At 62.1% G+C, this 14,268-nt stretch carries 14 protein-coding genes; 3 read left to right on the forward strand and 11 right to left on the reverse strand.

All coding sequences use genetic code 11. The annotated features are described in order from the left end of the window. Positions 1 to 38: 38 nt before the first annotated feature. A complete protein-coding gene (locus tag D3M59_RS09660) occupies positions 39 to 1,637 on the forward strand; it encodes a M20/M25/M40 family metallo-hydrolase (protein ID WP_119533459.1) in 1,599 nt (532 codons plus the stop codon). Between the two features lie 34 nt (positions 1,638 to 1,671). Here D3M59_RS09660 and ychF read toward each other — a convergent pair whose 3' ends face one another. From ychF to D3M59_RS09690, 6 genes are all read right to left on the reverse strand, one after another. Further along, entirely contained in the window at positions 1,672 to 2,772 is a 1,101-nt protein-coding gene (ychF, locus tag D3M59_RS09665) for a redox-regulated ATPase YchF (RefSeq protein WP_119533460.1), read from the reverse strand. 44 nt (positions 2,773 to 2,816) lie between these two features. Then, positions 2,817 to 3,410 (reverse strand): TIGR02466 family protein, encoded by a 594-nt coding sequence (locus D3M59_RS09670; protein WP_119533461.1) that lies wholly within the window; start codon positions 3,408 to 3,410, stop codon positions 2,817 to 2,819. Further along, a complete protein-coding gene (gene pth, locus D3M59_RS09675; RefSeq protein ID WP_119533462.1) occupies positions 3,407 to 3,985 on the reverse strand; it encodes an aminoacyl-tRNA hydrolase in 579 nt (192 codons plus the stop codon). The genes D3M59_RS09670 and pth overlap by 4 nt, the downstream gene beginning before the upstream one ends. Positions 3,986 to 4,071: 86 nt before the next feature. Beyond that, on the reverse strand, positions 4,072 to 4,743 hold the full coding sequence (locus tag D3M59_RS09680; protein ID WP_119533463.1) for a 50S ribosomal protein L25/general stress protein Ctc: 672 nt from the start codon (positions 4,741 to 4,743) through the stop codon (positions 4,072 to 4,074). 106 nt (positions 4,744 to 4,849) lie between these two features. After that, a complete protein-coding gene (locus D3M59_RS09685; RefSeq protein WP_119533464.1) occupies positions 4,850 to 5,722 on the reverse strand; it encodes a TraB/GumN family protein in 873 nt (290 codons plus the stop codon). A 113-nt stretch (positions 5,723 to 5,835) separates the two neighbouring features. After that, on the reverse strand, positions 5,836 to 6,756 hold the full coding sequence (locus D3M59_RS09690) for a TraB/GumN family protein (RefSeq protein WP_233543223.1): 921 nt from the start codon (positions 6,754 to 6,756) through the stop codon (positions 5,836 to 5,838). Positions 6,757 to 6,885: 129 nt separating this feature from the next. On the opposite strand from D3M59_RS09690, the gene D3M59_RS09695 reads away from it, so the two are divergent. Both D3M59_RS09695 and glyS read left to right on the forward strand, forming a co-directional pair. Further along, positions 6,886 to 7,740, forward strand: a complete 855-nt coding sequence (locus D3M59_RS09695) for a glycine--tRNA ligase subunit alpha (RefSeq protein WP_233543224.1) — start codon at positions 6,886 to 6,888, stop codon at positions 7,738 to 7,740. Continuing rightward, the gene (gene glyS / locus D3M59_RS09700) at positions 7,737 to 9,851 is read left to right on the forward strand and encodes a glycine--tRNA ligase subunit beta (RefSeq protein WP_119533466.1); all 2,115 of its coding nucleotides are present in this window, start codon (positions 7,737 to 7,739) and stop codon (positions 9,849 to 9,851) included. The genes D3M59_RS09695 and glyS overlap by 4 nt, the downstream gene beginning before the upstream one ends. 6 nt (positions 9,852 to 9,857) lie before the next feature. Here the strand turns inward: glyS and D3M59_RS09705 are convergent, their stop codons facing one another. The 5 genes from D3M59_RS09705 to D3M59_RS09725 form a co-directional block, all read right to left on the reverse strand. Further along, complete coding sequence (locus tag D3M59_RS09705) at positions 9,858 to 10,166, reverse strand: hypothetical protein (protein WP_119533467.1); 309 nt, start codon at positions 10,164 to 10,166, stop codon at positions 9,858 to 9,860. A 130-nt stretch (positions 10,167 to 10,296) separates the two neighbouring features. Further along, positions 10,297 to 11,289: a type II secretion system F family protein gene (locus tag D3M59_RS09710; RefSeq protein WP_119533468.1), complete on the reverse strand. Its 993-nt coding sequence runs from the start codon at positions 11,287 to 11,289 to the stop codon at positions 10,297 to 10,299. A 13-nt stretch (positions 11,290 to 11,302) separates the two neighbouring features. Then, positions 11,303 to 12,274 carry a type II secretion system F family protein gene (locus tag D3M59_RS09715; protein WP_119533469.1) on the reverse strand — a complete coding sequence of 324 codons (972 nt, stop codon included), beginning with the start codon at positions 12,272 to 12,274 and terminating at the stop codon, positions 11,303 to 11,305. A 74-nt stretch (positions 12,275 to 12,348) separates the two neighbouring features. Next, positions 12,349 to 13,614 (reverse strand): pilus assembly protein CpaE, encoded by a 1,266-nt coding sequence (locus tag D3M59_RS09720; protein ID WP_119533470.1) that lies wholly within the window; start codon positions 13,612 to 13,614, stop codon positions 12,349 to 12,351. A gap of 2 nt (positions 13,615 to 13,616) precedes the next feature. After that, a complete protein-coding gene (locus D3M59_RS09725; RefSeq protein WP_119533471.1) occupies positions 13,617 to 14,249 on the reverse strand; it encodes a CpaD family pilus assembly protein in 633 nt (210 codons plus the stop codon). Positions 14,250 to 14,268: the final 19 nt, after the last annotated feature.

Below are 14,268 nucleotides of genomic sequence, written 5' to 3' on the forward strand. Positions count from 1 at the left end.
TATGCAGGCTGCGTTCGTCAGCCAGTCAGGGGAATTTCATGTCTGCAGTTCGAATGCTTGTTGCCGCCGCTTTGCTGGGCGTGTCGACCTCCGCCGTCGCTCAATCGGATGTTGCCCGTGTGATCGATGAAGGGATGAACCGGTCCCAGGTCATGTCGACCGCGCATGAGTTGGTGGACGGGATCGGGGCGCGGCTTTCGAACTCCACGTCGATGCGGCGGGCCGAAGACTGGGCAGTCGCAAAGATGCAGGGTTACGGCCTGTCGAACGTCCGGCGCGAAGGGTTCGAGTTTGGTCGCGGCTGGGACTTGGTGAACAGCGAAGTGCGCATGATCTCGCCTCGGCCGATCAAGCTGACGGCCATACCCGTGGCATGGACGCCGCCGACCAATGGCGTGCTTCGGGCGCCGATTGTCATCGCGCCGATCAGCGAGCGTCGCCACTTCGACGCTTATCGCGGCAAGCTCAACGGAAAGATCGTGCTGATCAGCCTGCCGGGCGACGGCAGCGAGCCGACTGACCCGTATTTTCGGCGCCACGACGATGCGGCGCTCAAGAAGCTCGATGAATATCGCCAGCCGCAGCACGACGAGGACTCGCTCGAAGAGCGACTGAAGCGGCAGAAATATGCAGCTGATCTCGATCAGTTCTTGGCGAGCGAGGGCGCGCTTGCCTGGGCGCGGATTTCATACCGCGACGGCAAGCTGGTTCATGGCGCTGGCTACACTTACCAGGTTGGAATGACCCCGAAGCTGCCGGGCATCGAGATCGCGGCCGAAGATTATCGGCGCCTTGCGCGATTGGCAAAGAGCGGCGACGCTCCGGTCTTAGAGGTGCAGTCGGACGTTCGCTTCGTGGACAGCGACACCAAGGCCTACAATATCATCGGCGAAATTCCGGGGTCAGACCCAAAAGCGGGTTACGTCATGGCGGGCGCGCATTTCGATAGCTGGGCCGCAGGCGATGGCGCGGTCGACAATGGCGCGGGCAGCGTGGTCGTACTGGAGGCCGCCCGCATCCTGCGCACTTTGGGCGTTCGGCCCAAGCGGACCATCCGCTTTGCATTGTGGGGGGCGGAGGAGCAGGGCCTGCTCGGTAGCCTTGCCTACATCGACCGGCACATCGCGACCCGGCCCGTGCCGGCAAACGCAGCCGCGGACCAATATACCAGCTATTGGCGCGAAGGTTGGCCAGTCCAGCCGCGCCAAGGTTATGGCCAGCTAAAGGCCTATTTCAACATGGACAATGGCTCTGGTAAACTGCGCGGCGTCTATGCGGAGGGCAATCACGCCGCCGTGCCGCTGCTTAAGGAATGGATGAATCCCTTTGCCAGCATGGGCGCGACCGCCGTGGTTGCCGCGCCAACCGGCGGGACGGATCACGTGTATATGCAGTCGGTTGGCGTGCCGGGCTTCCAGTTCGTTCAGGATCCTCTGGATTACGGCGCGCGGCTACATCACACCAACATCGACACGTTCGACCATCTGAAGGCGGCAGACCTGCGCCAGGCGTCGGTCGTTATGGCCGGCATGCTGCTGGCTGCGGCGAACAGCGATAAGGAACTTCCGCGCCCGCCACTGCCGTCGAAGCCGTTGCCGACCGACCCGTTCAAATACGACTATCCGAAGGACCGCTAAGGGCTAGGGCCGGCAAGCTCACCGGCCCGCAGCGTCAAACGTTGAACTTAAAGTGGAGGACGTCGCCGTCCTTCACGATATATTCCTTGCCCTCTTGGCGAAGCTTGCCGGCATCGCGTGCGCCGGCCTCGCCATTGAGCGCGATATAGTCGTCAAAAGCGATCGTCTCGGCGCGGATGAAACCGCGCTCGAAGTCAGTGTGAATCTCGCCGGCGGCCTGCGGTGCTTTCGATCCCTTTTCGACCGTCCACGCGCGGGCTTCCTTGGGACCGACGGTGAAAAAGGTGATTAGGTGCAGCAGGTCATAACCGGCGCGGATCACGCGTGCGAGGCCGGTTTCGTGGAGGCCCATTTCCTCAAGGAAAGCAATGCGTTCATCCATGTCCATGCCGACAAGGTCCGCCTCAATCGCCGCGGAGACGATGACGGCGTTGGCGCCTTCGGCCTTGGCCTTTTCGAATACGCGGGCAGAGTGGGCGTTACCTTCCGCGGCTTCGTCCTCATTGACGTTGCAGACGTAGAGCACCGGCTTAGCGGTGATCAGTTGCGCTTGGCTGAAAAGGCGGGCCTCTTCCTCGTCCTTCGGCTGGGTGAGACGGGCGGGCTTGCCCTCGCGAAGCAGCTCAAGCGCTTGCCCAAGCACACTGGCGGCGATCTTCGATTCCTTGTCACCCTGCTGTCCGCGCTTGACGAGGTTGGGGACACGCTTCTCGAGGCTTTCGAGGTCCGACAGCAGCAGCTCGGTCTCCACTACTTCAGCGTCAGCAATGGGGTTCACGTGATTGTCGACATGCTGGATGTCGTCATTCTCGAAGCAACGCAGGACGTGAACGATCGCGTCCACTTCGCGGATGTTGCCGAGGAACTGGTTGCCAAGGCCTTCGCCCTTGGAAGCACCCTTCACCAACCCGGCGATGTCGACGAACGCAAGTTGGGTCGGAATGATCTTTGCCGAGCCCGCGATGGCGGCCAGTTTGTCGAGCCGTGGATCGGGTACCGCGACCTGCCCGACGTTGGGCTCGATCGTGCAGAACGGATAATTGGCCGCCTGCGCCGCCTGCGTTTCGGTCAACGCGTTGAAGAGGGTCGACTTGCCGACGTTCGGCAGGCCGACGATGCCGCATTTAAAGCCCATGTTTCTCTCTGAATTCGAAGGTTCGCGAGGCCCTTAGCGGGCAATCACGCGAAATTGAAGCTGATGCTTAGCCGTTCGCCCTTGCCCACAGTGGGACGGACTTCGTGCCGGAGCCAGCTTTCCCATAGCAGCAATAAGCCCTGCCTCGGCGCAATATCGACGAACGAGCGAAGCTCTTCTGGTGCATCCTCGTCCCTCATTGGAGCCGCCATCATCATTGGTAGGCGCGGGTCCTCGAAGCGGATGGCGCCGCTGCCCTTGGGAACTTCAACGTAAAGTGTACCGGACAAAATCGAATGCGGATGGATGTGCGCCGAATGATGGCCTCCGCCTTGGAGCAGATTGACCCAAAGGCTATCGAGCTTGGGTTTGACCCTCCAGGCGAGATCCTTGGCGAAGACCGCCGCATGCTTGGTAAGCAATCGTTTCAAATCGTCGAAAATCGGGTCCCGGCGGGGCAGGTCGTTGAGTGAGGCGTAGCTGGTGTAGCCCTTGTAGCCTTTCTCGCGGCTCCATTGTCGGCCTGCTTCGTCGTCTTCGGCCAACACGCGGATCGAATGGGCCAACTCGTCGAGCAGCCCCGCTTCGTCGAGCGCCGCCTCGTAAAGGCTCGTTACGAACAGGGACCGAACGCTCATGCGCGCTCGTCCCCAAGTCGCCGGGCAATCTCGCTCATGAAGCGGACCTCATCGCCATCGGCCAGCCATTCCGCCTCGGCGGCGATCGCGCCAAGCAGGTCGGACAGCGGCTCCATCTCGCTCTTCGCGTAATTACCGAGAACGTAGCCGGTTACGCGATCCTTGTGCCCAGGATGGCCGATACCGATGCGCACCCGGCGAAAGTCGGGCCCGAGCGATGCATTGATCGAGCGAAGTCCGTTGTGACCCGCCAGCCCGCCGCCCGTGCGAACCTTGACCTTCATCGGGGCAAGATCCAGCTCGTCGTGAAACGCAGTCAGCGCCTCCTCGTCCAGCTTGTAAAAATGCAGCGCCTGCTGAACCGCGTCGCCGCTGTCATTCATATAGGTTTGCGGTTTGAGCAACAGTACGCGGTGCCCGCCGACGCGGCCTTCGCTAACGAGGCTGCGAAATTTCTTCGTCCACGGACCAAACCGATGCACCGCTGCAATGGCGTCGAGCGCCATGAAGCCGACGTTATGACGGTGCAGCGCATATTGCGCGCCGGGATTTCCAAGGCCTGCCCAGATCTGCATGAGCGCGTGTCCCTGCCAGCAAAAACGCCCACCCTGCAAGCAGGATGGGCGTCCTTGTTTCCAATCGATGCGAAAGGGCGGGAGGCTTAGGCCTCTTCGCCACCTTCCGCTTCGCCTTCGCCGGCTTCTTCTTCGCCGACGGTCGGGACTTCGCCCGCCTCGGTCGAGGTATCGCCTTCTTCCGACTTCATCGCCGACGGAGCGACGACGGTGGCGACGGTGAAGTCACGGTCGTCGATCGCGGCCTTGGCGCCCTTCGGCAGGGTCACCTGGCTGATGTGGATCGAATCGCCGATTTCGAGGCCGGTGAGATCGATATGCAGTTCGTCCGGAATTTCGGCTGCATCGCAGATCAGCTCGATCTCGTGCTGCACGACATTGAGGACGCCGCCACGCTTCAGACCCGGCGAGGCTTCTTCATTGTCGAAGCGGACCGGGATGTTGACGTTGACCTTGCTGTGCTCGCCGATGCGCAGGAAGTCGACATGGATCGGGCGGCTGGTGACCGGGTGGAAATCCACGGCCTTCGGCAGCGTCCGGTTGGGCTTGCCGCCAACCTCGATCATGACGACCGAATTCATGAAGTGACCGGTCTTCAGCATCTTCGTGAGGAGTTTTTCCTCGACGTGGACCGACAGCGGTTCCTTGTTATTGCCGTAAACCACGGCGGGGACCCGGCCTTCGCGGCGCAGTGCACGGGAGGCTCCCTTGCCAGCCCGGTCGCGCGCTTCGGCGGGCAGCGTCAGCTGTTCGCTCATTTTCGCATTCCTTCAAGTAAATGCCCCGCCACGCCTCCAGGGATGACCATGGGTGGGCAAGCGCGCGCCTATAGTAGCGGAGGCGCGCATTGGCAAGTTGGGCGGCCTAGCTGACCCGGATGCTGGCAATCCCGCGCGTCGCCAGCCATTGCTGGACGCTGTCCTTGCCCGCCAAGTGCCCGGTGCCCACCGCGACGAATACGGTGCCTGGGCGCTGCATCCGGTCGGCAATCCACTGGCCCCATTTGGCATTGCGGTCCGCGATAAGCATCCGATAGGCGAGGGGCGACTTTGCTTCGAAGCCGGCAAGCATCGTCGAAAAGGCGTCGGTGTTGCCGCTGGTCCACGCTGCCAGTAGATCACCGATCGTAACGGTAATCCGGGGAGCCTGCAGCACGGGCGCGGGCGCTGGCGCTACGGCAGCGGGGATATTAGCCAGCGTTCCAAGCTGCTCCTCAAATCGCTCAAGGCCGCCCACGGGCTTGCCGAGGTTGTCGGCCACCCGGCGGAGAACCGCATCGGCGCCATTGTCGATCGTCAGACCCATCGTCTTGCCATGACCGACTGCCGCCTGCGTCTGGGCAATGAACGGCTTTGGCCGCCGAGTGCCATCCGGCGCGGTCGTTTCTGTCACTCGGGAAGCCGCTCGCAAGTCGGCAACGTCGGTGGGCACAACCGTCTCCAGTACCAGTTCGGCCGAGCGGTCGAACGCCTGCCGCACCTTGTCGTCGAACCACACCGTGCGTCCATCCAGCGTATGAAAGGTACCGAACAGGTAGATCGTCGTATCCGCATCCCGGATCGCCCACATAGCGGGCTTGGCGCGGATGATAGATGGAGCGAACAATTGTCCAGGGATGGCCGCCCCGCCAGCTGGGATCGCCGTGCCGCCAAGCACAAGCGCAAGGCCCACGGCGCGGCCCAGTCTCGAATGTCGCGCGGACGCAATTCGCCCGCATTTCACGGCACGATTCAACATTGGCGACCCCCCGCCGGTTGAGGGTCAAATGGTTGTCGAACAATGGTTAATCGTCAATAAACCGGGTGAGCATTTCACCCGATTTGCGACGAGCCGAGTATCGCCCGTGGCGATTACTGGACGCGGGTGACTTTGACGCCTTGCCGCTCCAACAGGGACTGCAGCGACTTGTCGCCGGCCAAGTGCCCGGCGCCGACAGCAACCATGACCGTTCCGGGCTGATCGAGACGGCCCTTCACCCACTTCGCCCAATTGGCGTTGCGCTGCGAAATGAGCGCATCCATCAACTCTGGCGTGCCGCCCATATCCGCGTTGAAACTGTCAGCGATGCCCTTGACGTCGCCCTTGCTCCAGCTGGCGATCATCTTGCCAAACTGACCCTTGGCGGTAGCTGGATCTTCCAGCACTCCTTCCAGGAATTCGCGCTGCGAAGCTTCCGATAAGCGATCGAAAAAGCCGAGCTGCTCGGCATTGGTCTCCAGCTGGTCGACCGGCTTTCCGCTAGCAACAAACTGCTTCTTAAGCACCGTTTCGACGCCCGACCCGGGATCGAGACCCAAGTCCTTGAACTGGCCGCCGAGCAGAAGGAACGCCGCGGCCCAGGTTTCGAGCTTGTCCAGTGCGGGAGCTGGAACGCCCGACTTAGCGATCGCAGTTTGCAGGGCGGCACGCTTTTCGGGCTTCACCCGGTCGGCGATGGGCGGCAGGCCAGGCGACATGGCTAGCTTGAATAGCTCGCCGATCGTTGCGCCGGGATTGGATTCGTCGATGTTGGTTTCGATCACCAGCGCGTCGGCGGACGCCGCGGCCTTGTCGAAGACGGGGCTGCGCCACTTGGTTTCCTTGGGAAGCAGGTGGATCGTACCGAACAAATAGACCGTCGTGTCGTGATCCGCGACTTTCCACATGGCAGGGCTTGCGGATTGCGGAGCGGCAGCGGGCGCGGTCCCGCAGGCAGTGGCGGCGGCGGCACCGAATGCGGCGAAAGGCCGGCCGAAACGCTTGAACAAGCTCATCTTTTCAAAATCTCCCACTACCCTGTCGCCTTTAGGTAGGGAGTGGGAGAGCGTTCGTCCACTTGCCCGCGCCGCATCGATGCGCCAAAGCCCCGCCGAACCATTTTAAACCGGGAATTTCCGCCTGTGGCCCAGCTTGGCCCCACTTTGAGTTTCCAGGACTTGATCCTGACCCTGCACCGCTATTGGGCGGACCGCGGCTGCGTCATTTTGCAGCCTTACGACATGGAAATGGGGGCGGGGACCTTTCACCCGGCTACCGTGCTTCGCTCGCTGGGGCCAGACCCCTGGAAATGTGCTTATGTGCAGCCGTGCCGCCGGCCGACCGATGGCCGCTATGGCGAAAATCCGAACCGCCTCGGACATTATTATCAGTATCAGGTGATGCTGAAGCCGAGCCCGGAAAACCTGCAGGAGCTCTATCTCGGCTCGCTCGATGCGATCGGCATCGACCCGCTGAAGCACGACATCCGGTTTGTCGAGGACGATTGGGAAAGTCCGACGCTTGGTGCCTGGGGCCTCGGTTGGGAAGTTTGGTGCGACGGGATGGAGGTGACCCAGTTCACATATTTCCAGCAGGTCGGCGGCTTTGACTGCAAGCCGGTCTCGGGCGAGCTGACCTACGGGCTTGAGCGTTTGGCGATGTATATCCAAGGCAAAGACAATGTCTTCGACTTGGCGTTCAACAATGACGGCGTGACCTACGGTGATGTCTTCCTCGAAAATGAGCGACAGATGTCGAAGTGGCACTTCGAAGTGGCCGACACCGACAGCCTATTTGACCTGTTCAAGAAAGCCGCTGCGGAAAGCGAGAACAGCCTGAAGGCAGGCGTGCCAATCGCGGCCTATGAACAGGCAATCAAGGCCAGCCATATCTTCAACACTCTGCAGGCGCGTGGCGTCATCTCCGTCGCCGAGCGGCAGGCCTATATCGGCCGTGTCCGCGACTTGGCGAAGGGCGCTTGCGGGGCGTGGATGGCGCACATGGGGTATGAAGCATGAGCGCGGACTTTCTGCTCGAATTGCTGTCGGAGGAAATTCCGGCGCGGATGCAGTCGAAAGCGCGCAACGATCTGGCACGTATGTTCGCCGAAAGCTTGTCGGCGGCGGGCCTGTCACATGACGGCATCGTTACTTATTCAACGCCGAGGCGTCTCGTGCTCATCACGCGAGCGCTTCCGTCATCAACGCAGGCCGTCAGCGAAGAAGTGAAAGGCCCGCGCACGTCGGCACCTCCGCAGGCGCTGGAAGGCTTTCTGCGTAAGACTGGGCTTAGGCAGGACCAGCTCGAAGATCGCGATGGCGTCTGGTTCGCGAAAATCGAGAAGCCCGGCCGGGCTGCGGCGGAAGTGCTGGCTGAAACGGTTGCCGCCATCCTCCGCGATTTTCCCTGGCCCAAGTCGATGCGCTGGGGCGCGTCGAGCCAGTCGACCGCGTCGCTGCGGTGGGTGCGGCCGCTTCATTCGATCGTTGCCCTGCTGGGCGAGGAAATAGTGCCGGTCGCAATCGACGGCGTTGCTTGCGGCGCGACCACACTTGGCCACCGTTTTCATCATCCCGGGCCGATCACCATCGGCGGCGCGCACGACTATGTCGAAAAGCTTCGAGCCTGCCGCGTGATCGTCGATCAGGAAGAGCGCGAAGCCATTGTTCGAAAGGGCGCGATCGAGGCCGCGGAGAATGCCGGCTTCCTATTGGTCGAGGATGAAGGGCTAGTGATCGAGAACGCCGGTCTCACCGAATGGCCAGTGCCGTTGCTCGGGTCGTTCGACCACGAATTTCTGAATGTCCCCGAGGAAGTCATCCAGCTGACGGCCCGCATCAATCAGAAATATTTCGTGATGCGCGGCGGCGATGGAAAACTTGCTCCGCATTTCGTCTGCACTGCGAACATCGATGCGAAGGACGGCGGCGAAGCAATCGTGGCGGGCAATGAGCGGGTACTCGCTGCTCGGCTCAGTGACGCACGTTTCTTTTGGGAGCAGGACCTCAAGGTTCCGCTTGAAGAGCAAGCGAAAAAGCTTTCAGGCATTGTTTTCCACGAGAAGCTCGGGACGGTTGCCGACAAGGTCGAGCGCGTTGCAACGCTGTCCCGCTGGTTGGTCGAGGAAGGCATCGTTCAGGGCGCTGAGGCGGACCAAGCTGAACGTGCGGCGCGGCTCGCCAAGGCCGACCTCGTCACCGGCATGGTTGGTGAATTCCCAGAACTCCAGGGTCTAATCGGCGGCTATCTCGCTCGCGCGCAGGGTGAGCCTGACGCCGTGGCCGACGGAATTCGCGACCATTACAAACCGGTCGGGCAGGGGGACGAAGTGCCGACCGCGCCGGTCACTGTTGCTGTGAGCCTTGCGGACAAACTGGACATTCTGCGCAGTTTCTTCGGCATCGATGAAAAGCCGACGGGTTCGCGCGATCCGTTCGCGCTTCGTCGGGCGGCGCTCGGCGCCATTCAGATCGTGACCGAAAACGGACTGCGCCTACCCATTGCAGACGGCGAGCTGCTCGACTTTTTCGCTGATCGTCTGAAGGTCCAGCAGCGCGAAGCCGGCATTCGGCATGATTTGATCGATGCAATTTTTGCATTGGGCGATGAGGCGGATCTCGTTCGGCTCCTTGCTCGTGTGCATGCCCTTCAGGCCTTCGTCGAAACTGGCGAGGGCGCGAACTTGCTCGCAGGTTACAAGCGAGCGGCGAATATTCTCAAAAAGGAAAAATGGGACCTGCCGCGCGTAATGGCTTCGCGGGGAGAGCAAGGTATTCCCCAGACAGGTGAGGAAGATCCCCTGGCACTGGTTGAAGAGCCTGCAATTGCCGAGGCGGTGGCAGAGATGGCTCTGGGATCGGCCGCGCCGGCTGACGCCCCTGCGGAAGAAGGCGCGCTAGTCGCCGCCCTTAATGCTGCTGAACCAAAGGCCGCTGCAGCGGTCGAAGCGGAGGATTTCACCGGCGCCATGGCTGCGCTTGCCAGCCTGCGTGCACCGATCGACGCGTTCTTCGACAAGGTAACAGTCAATGACGCTGACGGAGCGGTGCGCGCGCGTCGCCTCAACCTGCTCGCGCGCTTCCGCGACGCGGTGCATCGCGTCGCGGATTTCTCGAAGATTGAGGGCTAGCCTGCGCTAGATCCGTCGGCTGTCATCAGGATCGGCGTCGCGACGGTCAGGAACGCCATCGGCATCACGGTCGTCAACCACGCCATCACGGTTGCGATCGCCCTTTAGCGCCGCGGCGCGTAGGCTATCACGCTCGCGCCATTCCTTTTCGCGCTCGGCGTGGACGCGTTCGAGTTCGGTGCGTCGGTCGACTTCGCTGTTGTAGCGCTGCTTCCACTTTCGGCCGCCACCGGAAAAGAGGAAGCCGCCGACTAGCAGGCCAAGGACGAATACCAGCAGGACGATGATCCACTGGTCGGTGGTGAAGTTTAGCATGTCGATCCCCTGTCAAATCATCTGAGGGGTCCAACCGCTCGACCAGCCAATCCGTTCCCGAAACGAGTTCCGCCGCCGTCCCGGGTTGCGGGACGGCGGCGGTCTCTCCCCCACCGGAGAGATCAGTTTGTTACTGCTTGAACAGGTTGTCGCTGATCGAGCAGGCGGCCGGGCCCAGGATGACGATGAACAGGGTCGGCAGGATGAACAGGATCAGCGGAATGGTCATGATCGCCGGAAGGCGCGCGGCCTTTTCCTCGGCACGCATCATGCGCTCGTTGCGGAACTCGGCGGACAGCACACGCAGTGCGGACGCAAGCGGCGTGCCGTACTTTTCCGTCTGGATCATCGTCGTCACGACGCCGCGAATTGCTTCCAGGTCGACGCGGGTCGCCAGGTTTTCGAAAGCGTTGCGGCGTTCGGCGAGGAAGCCCAGTTCGATCGAGGTGAGGCCGAATTCATCGCCCAGTTCCGGATAGGCTTTTCCCAGCTCCTTTGCGACGCGGTTGAATGCAGCGTCGACCGTCAGGCCGGCTTCGGCGCAGATGACCAGCAGGTCGAGCGCGTCGGGGAGGCCCTTGCGGACGGAATCGCTGCGCTTCTTGACCTTGTTGGTCAGCCAGACGTCAGGCGCCTTATAGCTGCCGACGAGCGTGCCGGCGACGAAGGCATATTTCTTGAACCACGACCAGTCGGGAAAATAGTCCACGACATAGATCAGCACGACCGCGCCGATGCCCAGCACGACCGGCAGGACGAAGCGCGCAAAGATGATGAAGAAGGCCAGATCCTTGGTGCGGATACCCGCCTGCATCAGGCGGACCTGCGTCTTCTTGATCTGGTCGTCCTGCAGCATCTTGAAGCTGCTGAGGATGCCGCGCACGCGGTCAGCGGCGACGTTCTTGTTCGTCAGCTTCTTTCGCTTGTTCGTTGACGCGACGATGCCGGCCTTCAGCTGCTCACGACGTTCGTTGAGTGCTTTGACGCGACGGGCCATCGGGTCCCTGACGGTCGTGGCCGCGTAAATGGCAATTATCACCGCGAAGGTAGCCACCGCGCTGAGCACGGTTGCGACCCAGATGACGTCGACGCCGAGAAGTGTAGGTCCGGTGGGGGCTGCCATCGTCAATGTCCCGTCAGATTTCGAAGTTGACCATCTTGGCCATGATGAACACGCCAATGCTCATCCAGCCGAGACCGCCGAGGCCCGCCACGATCAGGCGCGGATCTTCAAAGAAGCCGCCCATGTAGGTCGGGTTGATCATCCACACGAGCGTGAAGACGATGAAGGGCAGTGAGCCGACGATATAGGCCGAGGCCTTGGATTCGGAGCTCATTGCCTTGATCTTCAGCTTCATCTGCCCACGCTTGCGCAGCACGTCCGCCAGGTTCGACAGCGTCTCCGCCAGGTTGCCGCCCGTCTCGCGCTGGATTGCCAGAGTGATGACGAAGAACTGGAACTCAGCGGTTCCTAGGCGGTCCGACGCTTCCTGGAGCGCTGCTTCCATGGTGCGGCCGATCTTCATCTTGTCGGCGACCGCACGAAACTCGACGCCAACCGGGCCTGGGATTTCGCCGGCAACGATGCCCAGCGTTTCGGTGATCGGAAGACCCGACCGGAGGCCGCGAACCATAAGCTCGATCGCGTCCGGAAAGTTGGATGTGAACTTCGCGACACGGCGCTTGATCATGAAGCCGACCGCGAAGTGCGGCACGGCTACGCCCACGAACATGCCGACAAAGAAGCACAGAAGGAACGGCATGCCCTTAATCATCAGGAGGGCAGCAACGAACAGAGCGATGCCGACCGAGGCCATGGCGTACTTGCCAAGGCTAACGTCCTTGCCGGTCTGCTCAAGGCGCTTGCGCATGAGCGCGGGCTTCGGGATCAGGGTTGATGCGAAGCCTTCGACCCGGCTCTGGCGGGCGGCCATCAGCTTGCGGATCTGGGCCTGCGCATTTGCGGTCAGGACGCTCTCTGCGTGGCGCTCTTTCAAGAGTTCCATGCGGCGCTTCGCGGCCCTCCGCGGGTTAGGCCCGCTGAATGCCTTGCCGCCGAGCAGGAGGGCGCCCAGGACGCCCATTGCCAAGATGATGATGTAGACCATAATCCGTCCGTTCGTCCTGCTCGTCACGTTCGGCGGGGAGGGGCGGAACCCCTCCCGCGCTCGTCACCAGAAGCTTAAGCGGCCTTGTCTTTCGGCTTGGCCAGCATCGACTTCAGGTTGCCGACCAGCGACTTGCCGCTAGCGGACTTTTGGTCCGAAGCGACGCCTTCCTCGCTGGCATGGCTCAGCACCATGTTCGACAGCTGGGTGAAGGGCGCTGCCATCTTTCCGGTCGCAATCTCGGCCATCGGCTTGCCAAGCTTGGCCGCTTGGGCCGCAACCTTGCGATCGTCCGGGAAAACGATGTCGACGTTACGTTCGATCGACTGCTCGAAATCCTTCTTGCTGATCTCGAGCGCGCCGCCGGCCGGGACGCGGTTGGCGACGACGATGACCTTGGTTTGCGGCGCGTTGGACTTGAGCCAGGCGAGGACCCGGATCGTGTCGCGCGTCGCGGCCAGCGTCAGTTCGCTGACGACCACCGCCGCATGTGCGTCATGCACCATGTGCGGATACTGGATCAGCATCTGTCGCGGCAGGTCGAGTACCGTCGATTCAAAGGCGTTCTTCATCTCTTCCTGAAGCTGGAAGAAGGCGGTGCCATCGGTCAGCAGTGGCTGGTGAAGCGGAGCTTCGGCCGACAGAACCGACAGACGCTCGTTGGCACGGATCATCGCGCGCTCGATGAACAGTCCATCGATGCGGCTCGGGTTCTCAATTGCGTCGGTAAGGCCGCGGCCCGGCTCCAGGTCCAGCGCGAGGGCGCCAGTCCCGAAGTGGACATCGAGGTCCAACAGTGCCGTCGAACGATGCGACTTTTCGCCCATCAGCCACGCAAGGCTGGTAGCGATGGTCGATGCACCGACGCCGCCGCGAACGCCGATAACGGCGCTAAGCACGTGCGGCTTATCGGCCTGTGCTTCGCCGCGCGGACCCGACAGGATCGCCTGGGCATGCGCAAACGTGTCGCGCAGCTGGTCGACCGTGAACGGCTTCAACAAATAGTCGTGGATGCCGCTGGCGACCAAGTCGCGATAAAGCCGGACATCGTTGACCTGGCCGGACGCGATGACGACCGTGCCGGGCTCGCAAACCTCGGCGAGCGCATTGATGTCGTTCAGCGGATCCGCCGATTCCGAAAGGTCTACGAACAAGATCGTAGGGCTGGCAGACACCGATAGCGACTGAACCGCGTTGCGAAGGCCACCTTTGTGAACCTTCTCCGGCGACCAGCCATGCTCGACCGCGACAGGGCGCAGCATGTCGGCCGTCGCGTCGTCGCAGACGAATGCGGTGAAGGGGTCACGCAGACCCGCTCGGGCTTGGAACGGAGCGTTCATCTTTAATTGCCCTTCTTGGTGCTGATGTCCTGCAGGCCCTTCGTGCCTGTAGGCGGCGTGGAGCGGTAGACGCCGATCGCGCGGCTTGCCGTCGCAGCATCGCTTACGCCGCTGCCTTCGCGGCCATGAACCAGGTCTTCCGGGTTGGCGACCATTGCAGCGAGGTTCGAGTTCACGCCGCAGCCCAGGTTGGACATGGACGCATTATCGAAGTTCGGCTGCGACGGGATCGACCAGTTGGGGCAGCCAGGCACGCTGGCGCGAGTCCGGCTGACAACGATCCGAACGGTGCCCGGGGCAATCGCCCCTACGGTAACCGGCGCGCCATCGTTGACCAACAGGCCGTACCGGCCAGCGACGCGGGCGACTTCATCCCGGGCGCCATAGGCGTAGGGACCGTCGACGTAGATTGCATCGCCATAGCCAAGCTGCATCGAGCGGAACCAGCCGTCGAGACGAGCGGCTTCGGCCGGAGCAAGCGTGCCGTCGGGCGCAGAAGCGTCGAACACATAGTCGGCGCGGCTGACGACCGGCACGTTGACCGGGTTTACCCCACGCAGGTCTGCGTTTGGCGCATCATGGGTACAGCCGGCCAGTGCGGTGGCGACGGCCAGTAGAGCGAAATGACGGCGCATCGTCTGATCCTTCCTTGTG

This window comes from Sphingomonas edaphi (assembly GCF_003583725.1).
In the GTDB taxonomy this organism is placed as follows: domain Bacteria; phylum Pseudomonadota; class Alphaproteobacteria; order Sphingomonadales; family Sphingomonadaceae; genus Sphingomicrobium; species Sphingomicrobium edaphi.

Bases quoted from the DNA above. Each gene is read 5' to 3' on its own strand.
- D3M59_RS09660 (WP_119533459.1), top strand. From the start codon at position 39: ATGTCTGCAGTTCGAATGCTTGTTGCCGCCGCTTTGCTGGGCGTGTCG.
- ychF (WP_119533460.1), bottom strand. From the start codon at position 2,772: ATGGGCTTTAAATGCGGCATCGTCGGCCTGCCGAACGTCGGCAAGTCG.
- D3M59_RS09670 (WP_119533461.1), bottom strand. From the start codon at position 3,410: ATGAGCGTTCGGTCCCTGTTCGTAACGAGCCTTTACGAGGCGGCGCTC.
- pth (WP_119533462.1), bottom strand. From the start codon at position 3,985: ATGCAGATCTGGGCAGGCCTTGGAAATCCCGGCGCGCAATATGCGCTG.
- D3M59_RS09680 (WP_119533463.1), bottom strand. From the start codon at position 4,743: ATGAGCGAACAGCTGACGCTGCCCGCCGAAGCGCGCGACCGGGCTGGC.
- D3M59_RS09685 (WP_119533464.1), bottom strand. From the start codon at position 5,722: ATGTTGAATCGTGCCGTGAAATGCGGGCGAATTGCGTCCGCGCGACAT.
- glyS (WP_119533466.1), top strand. From the start codon at position 7,737: ATGAGCGCGGACTTTCTGCTCGAATTGCTGTCGGAGGAAATTCCGGCG.
- D3M59_RS09705 (WP_119533467.1), bottom strand. From the start codon at position 10,166: ATGCTAAACTTCACCACCGACCAGTGGATCATCGTCCTGCTGGTATTC.
- D3M59_RS09710 (WP_119533468.1), bottom strand. From the start codon at position 11,289: ATGGCAGCCCCCACCGGACCTACACTTCTCGGCGTCGACGTCATCTGG.
- D3M59_RS09715 (WP_119533469.1), bottom strand. From the start codon at position 12,274: ATGGTCTACATCATCATCTTGGCAATGGGCGTCCTGGGCGCCCTCCTG.
- D3M59_RS09720 (WP_119533470.1), bottom strand. From the start codon at position 13,614: ATGAACGCTCCGTTCCAAGCCCGAGCGGGTCTGCGTGACCCCTTCACC.
- D3M59_RS09725 (WP_119533471.1), bottom strand. From the start codon at position 14,249: ATGCGCCGTCATTTCGCTCTACTGGCCGTCGCCACCGCACTGGCCGGC.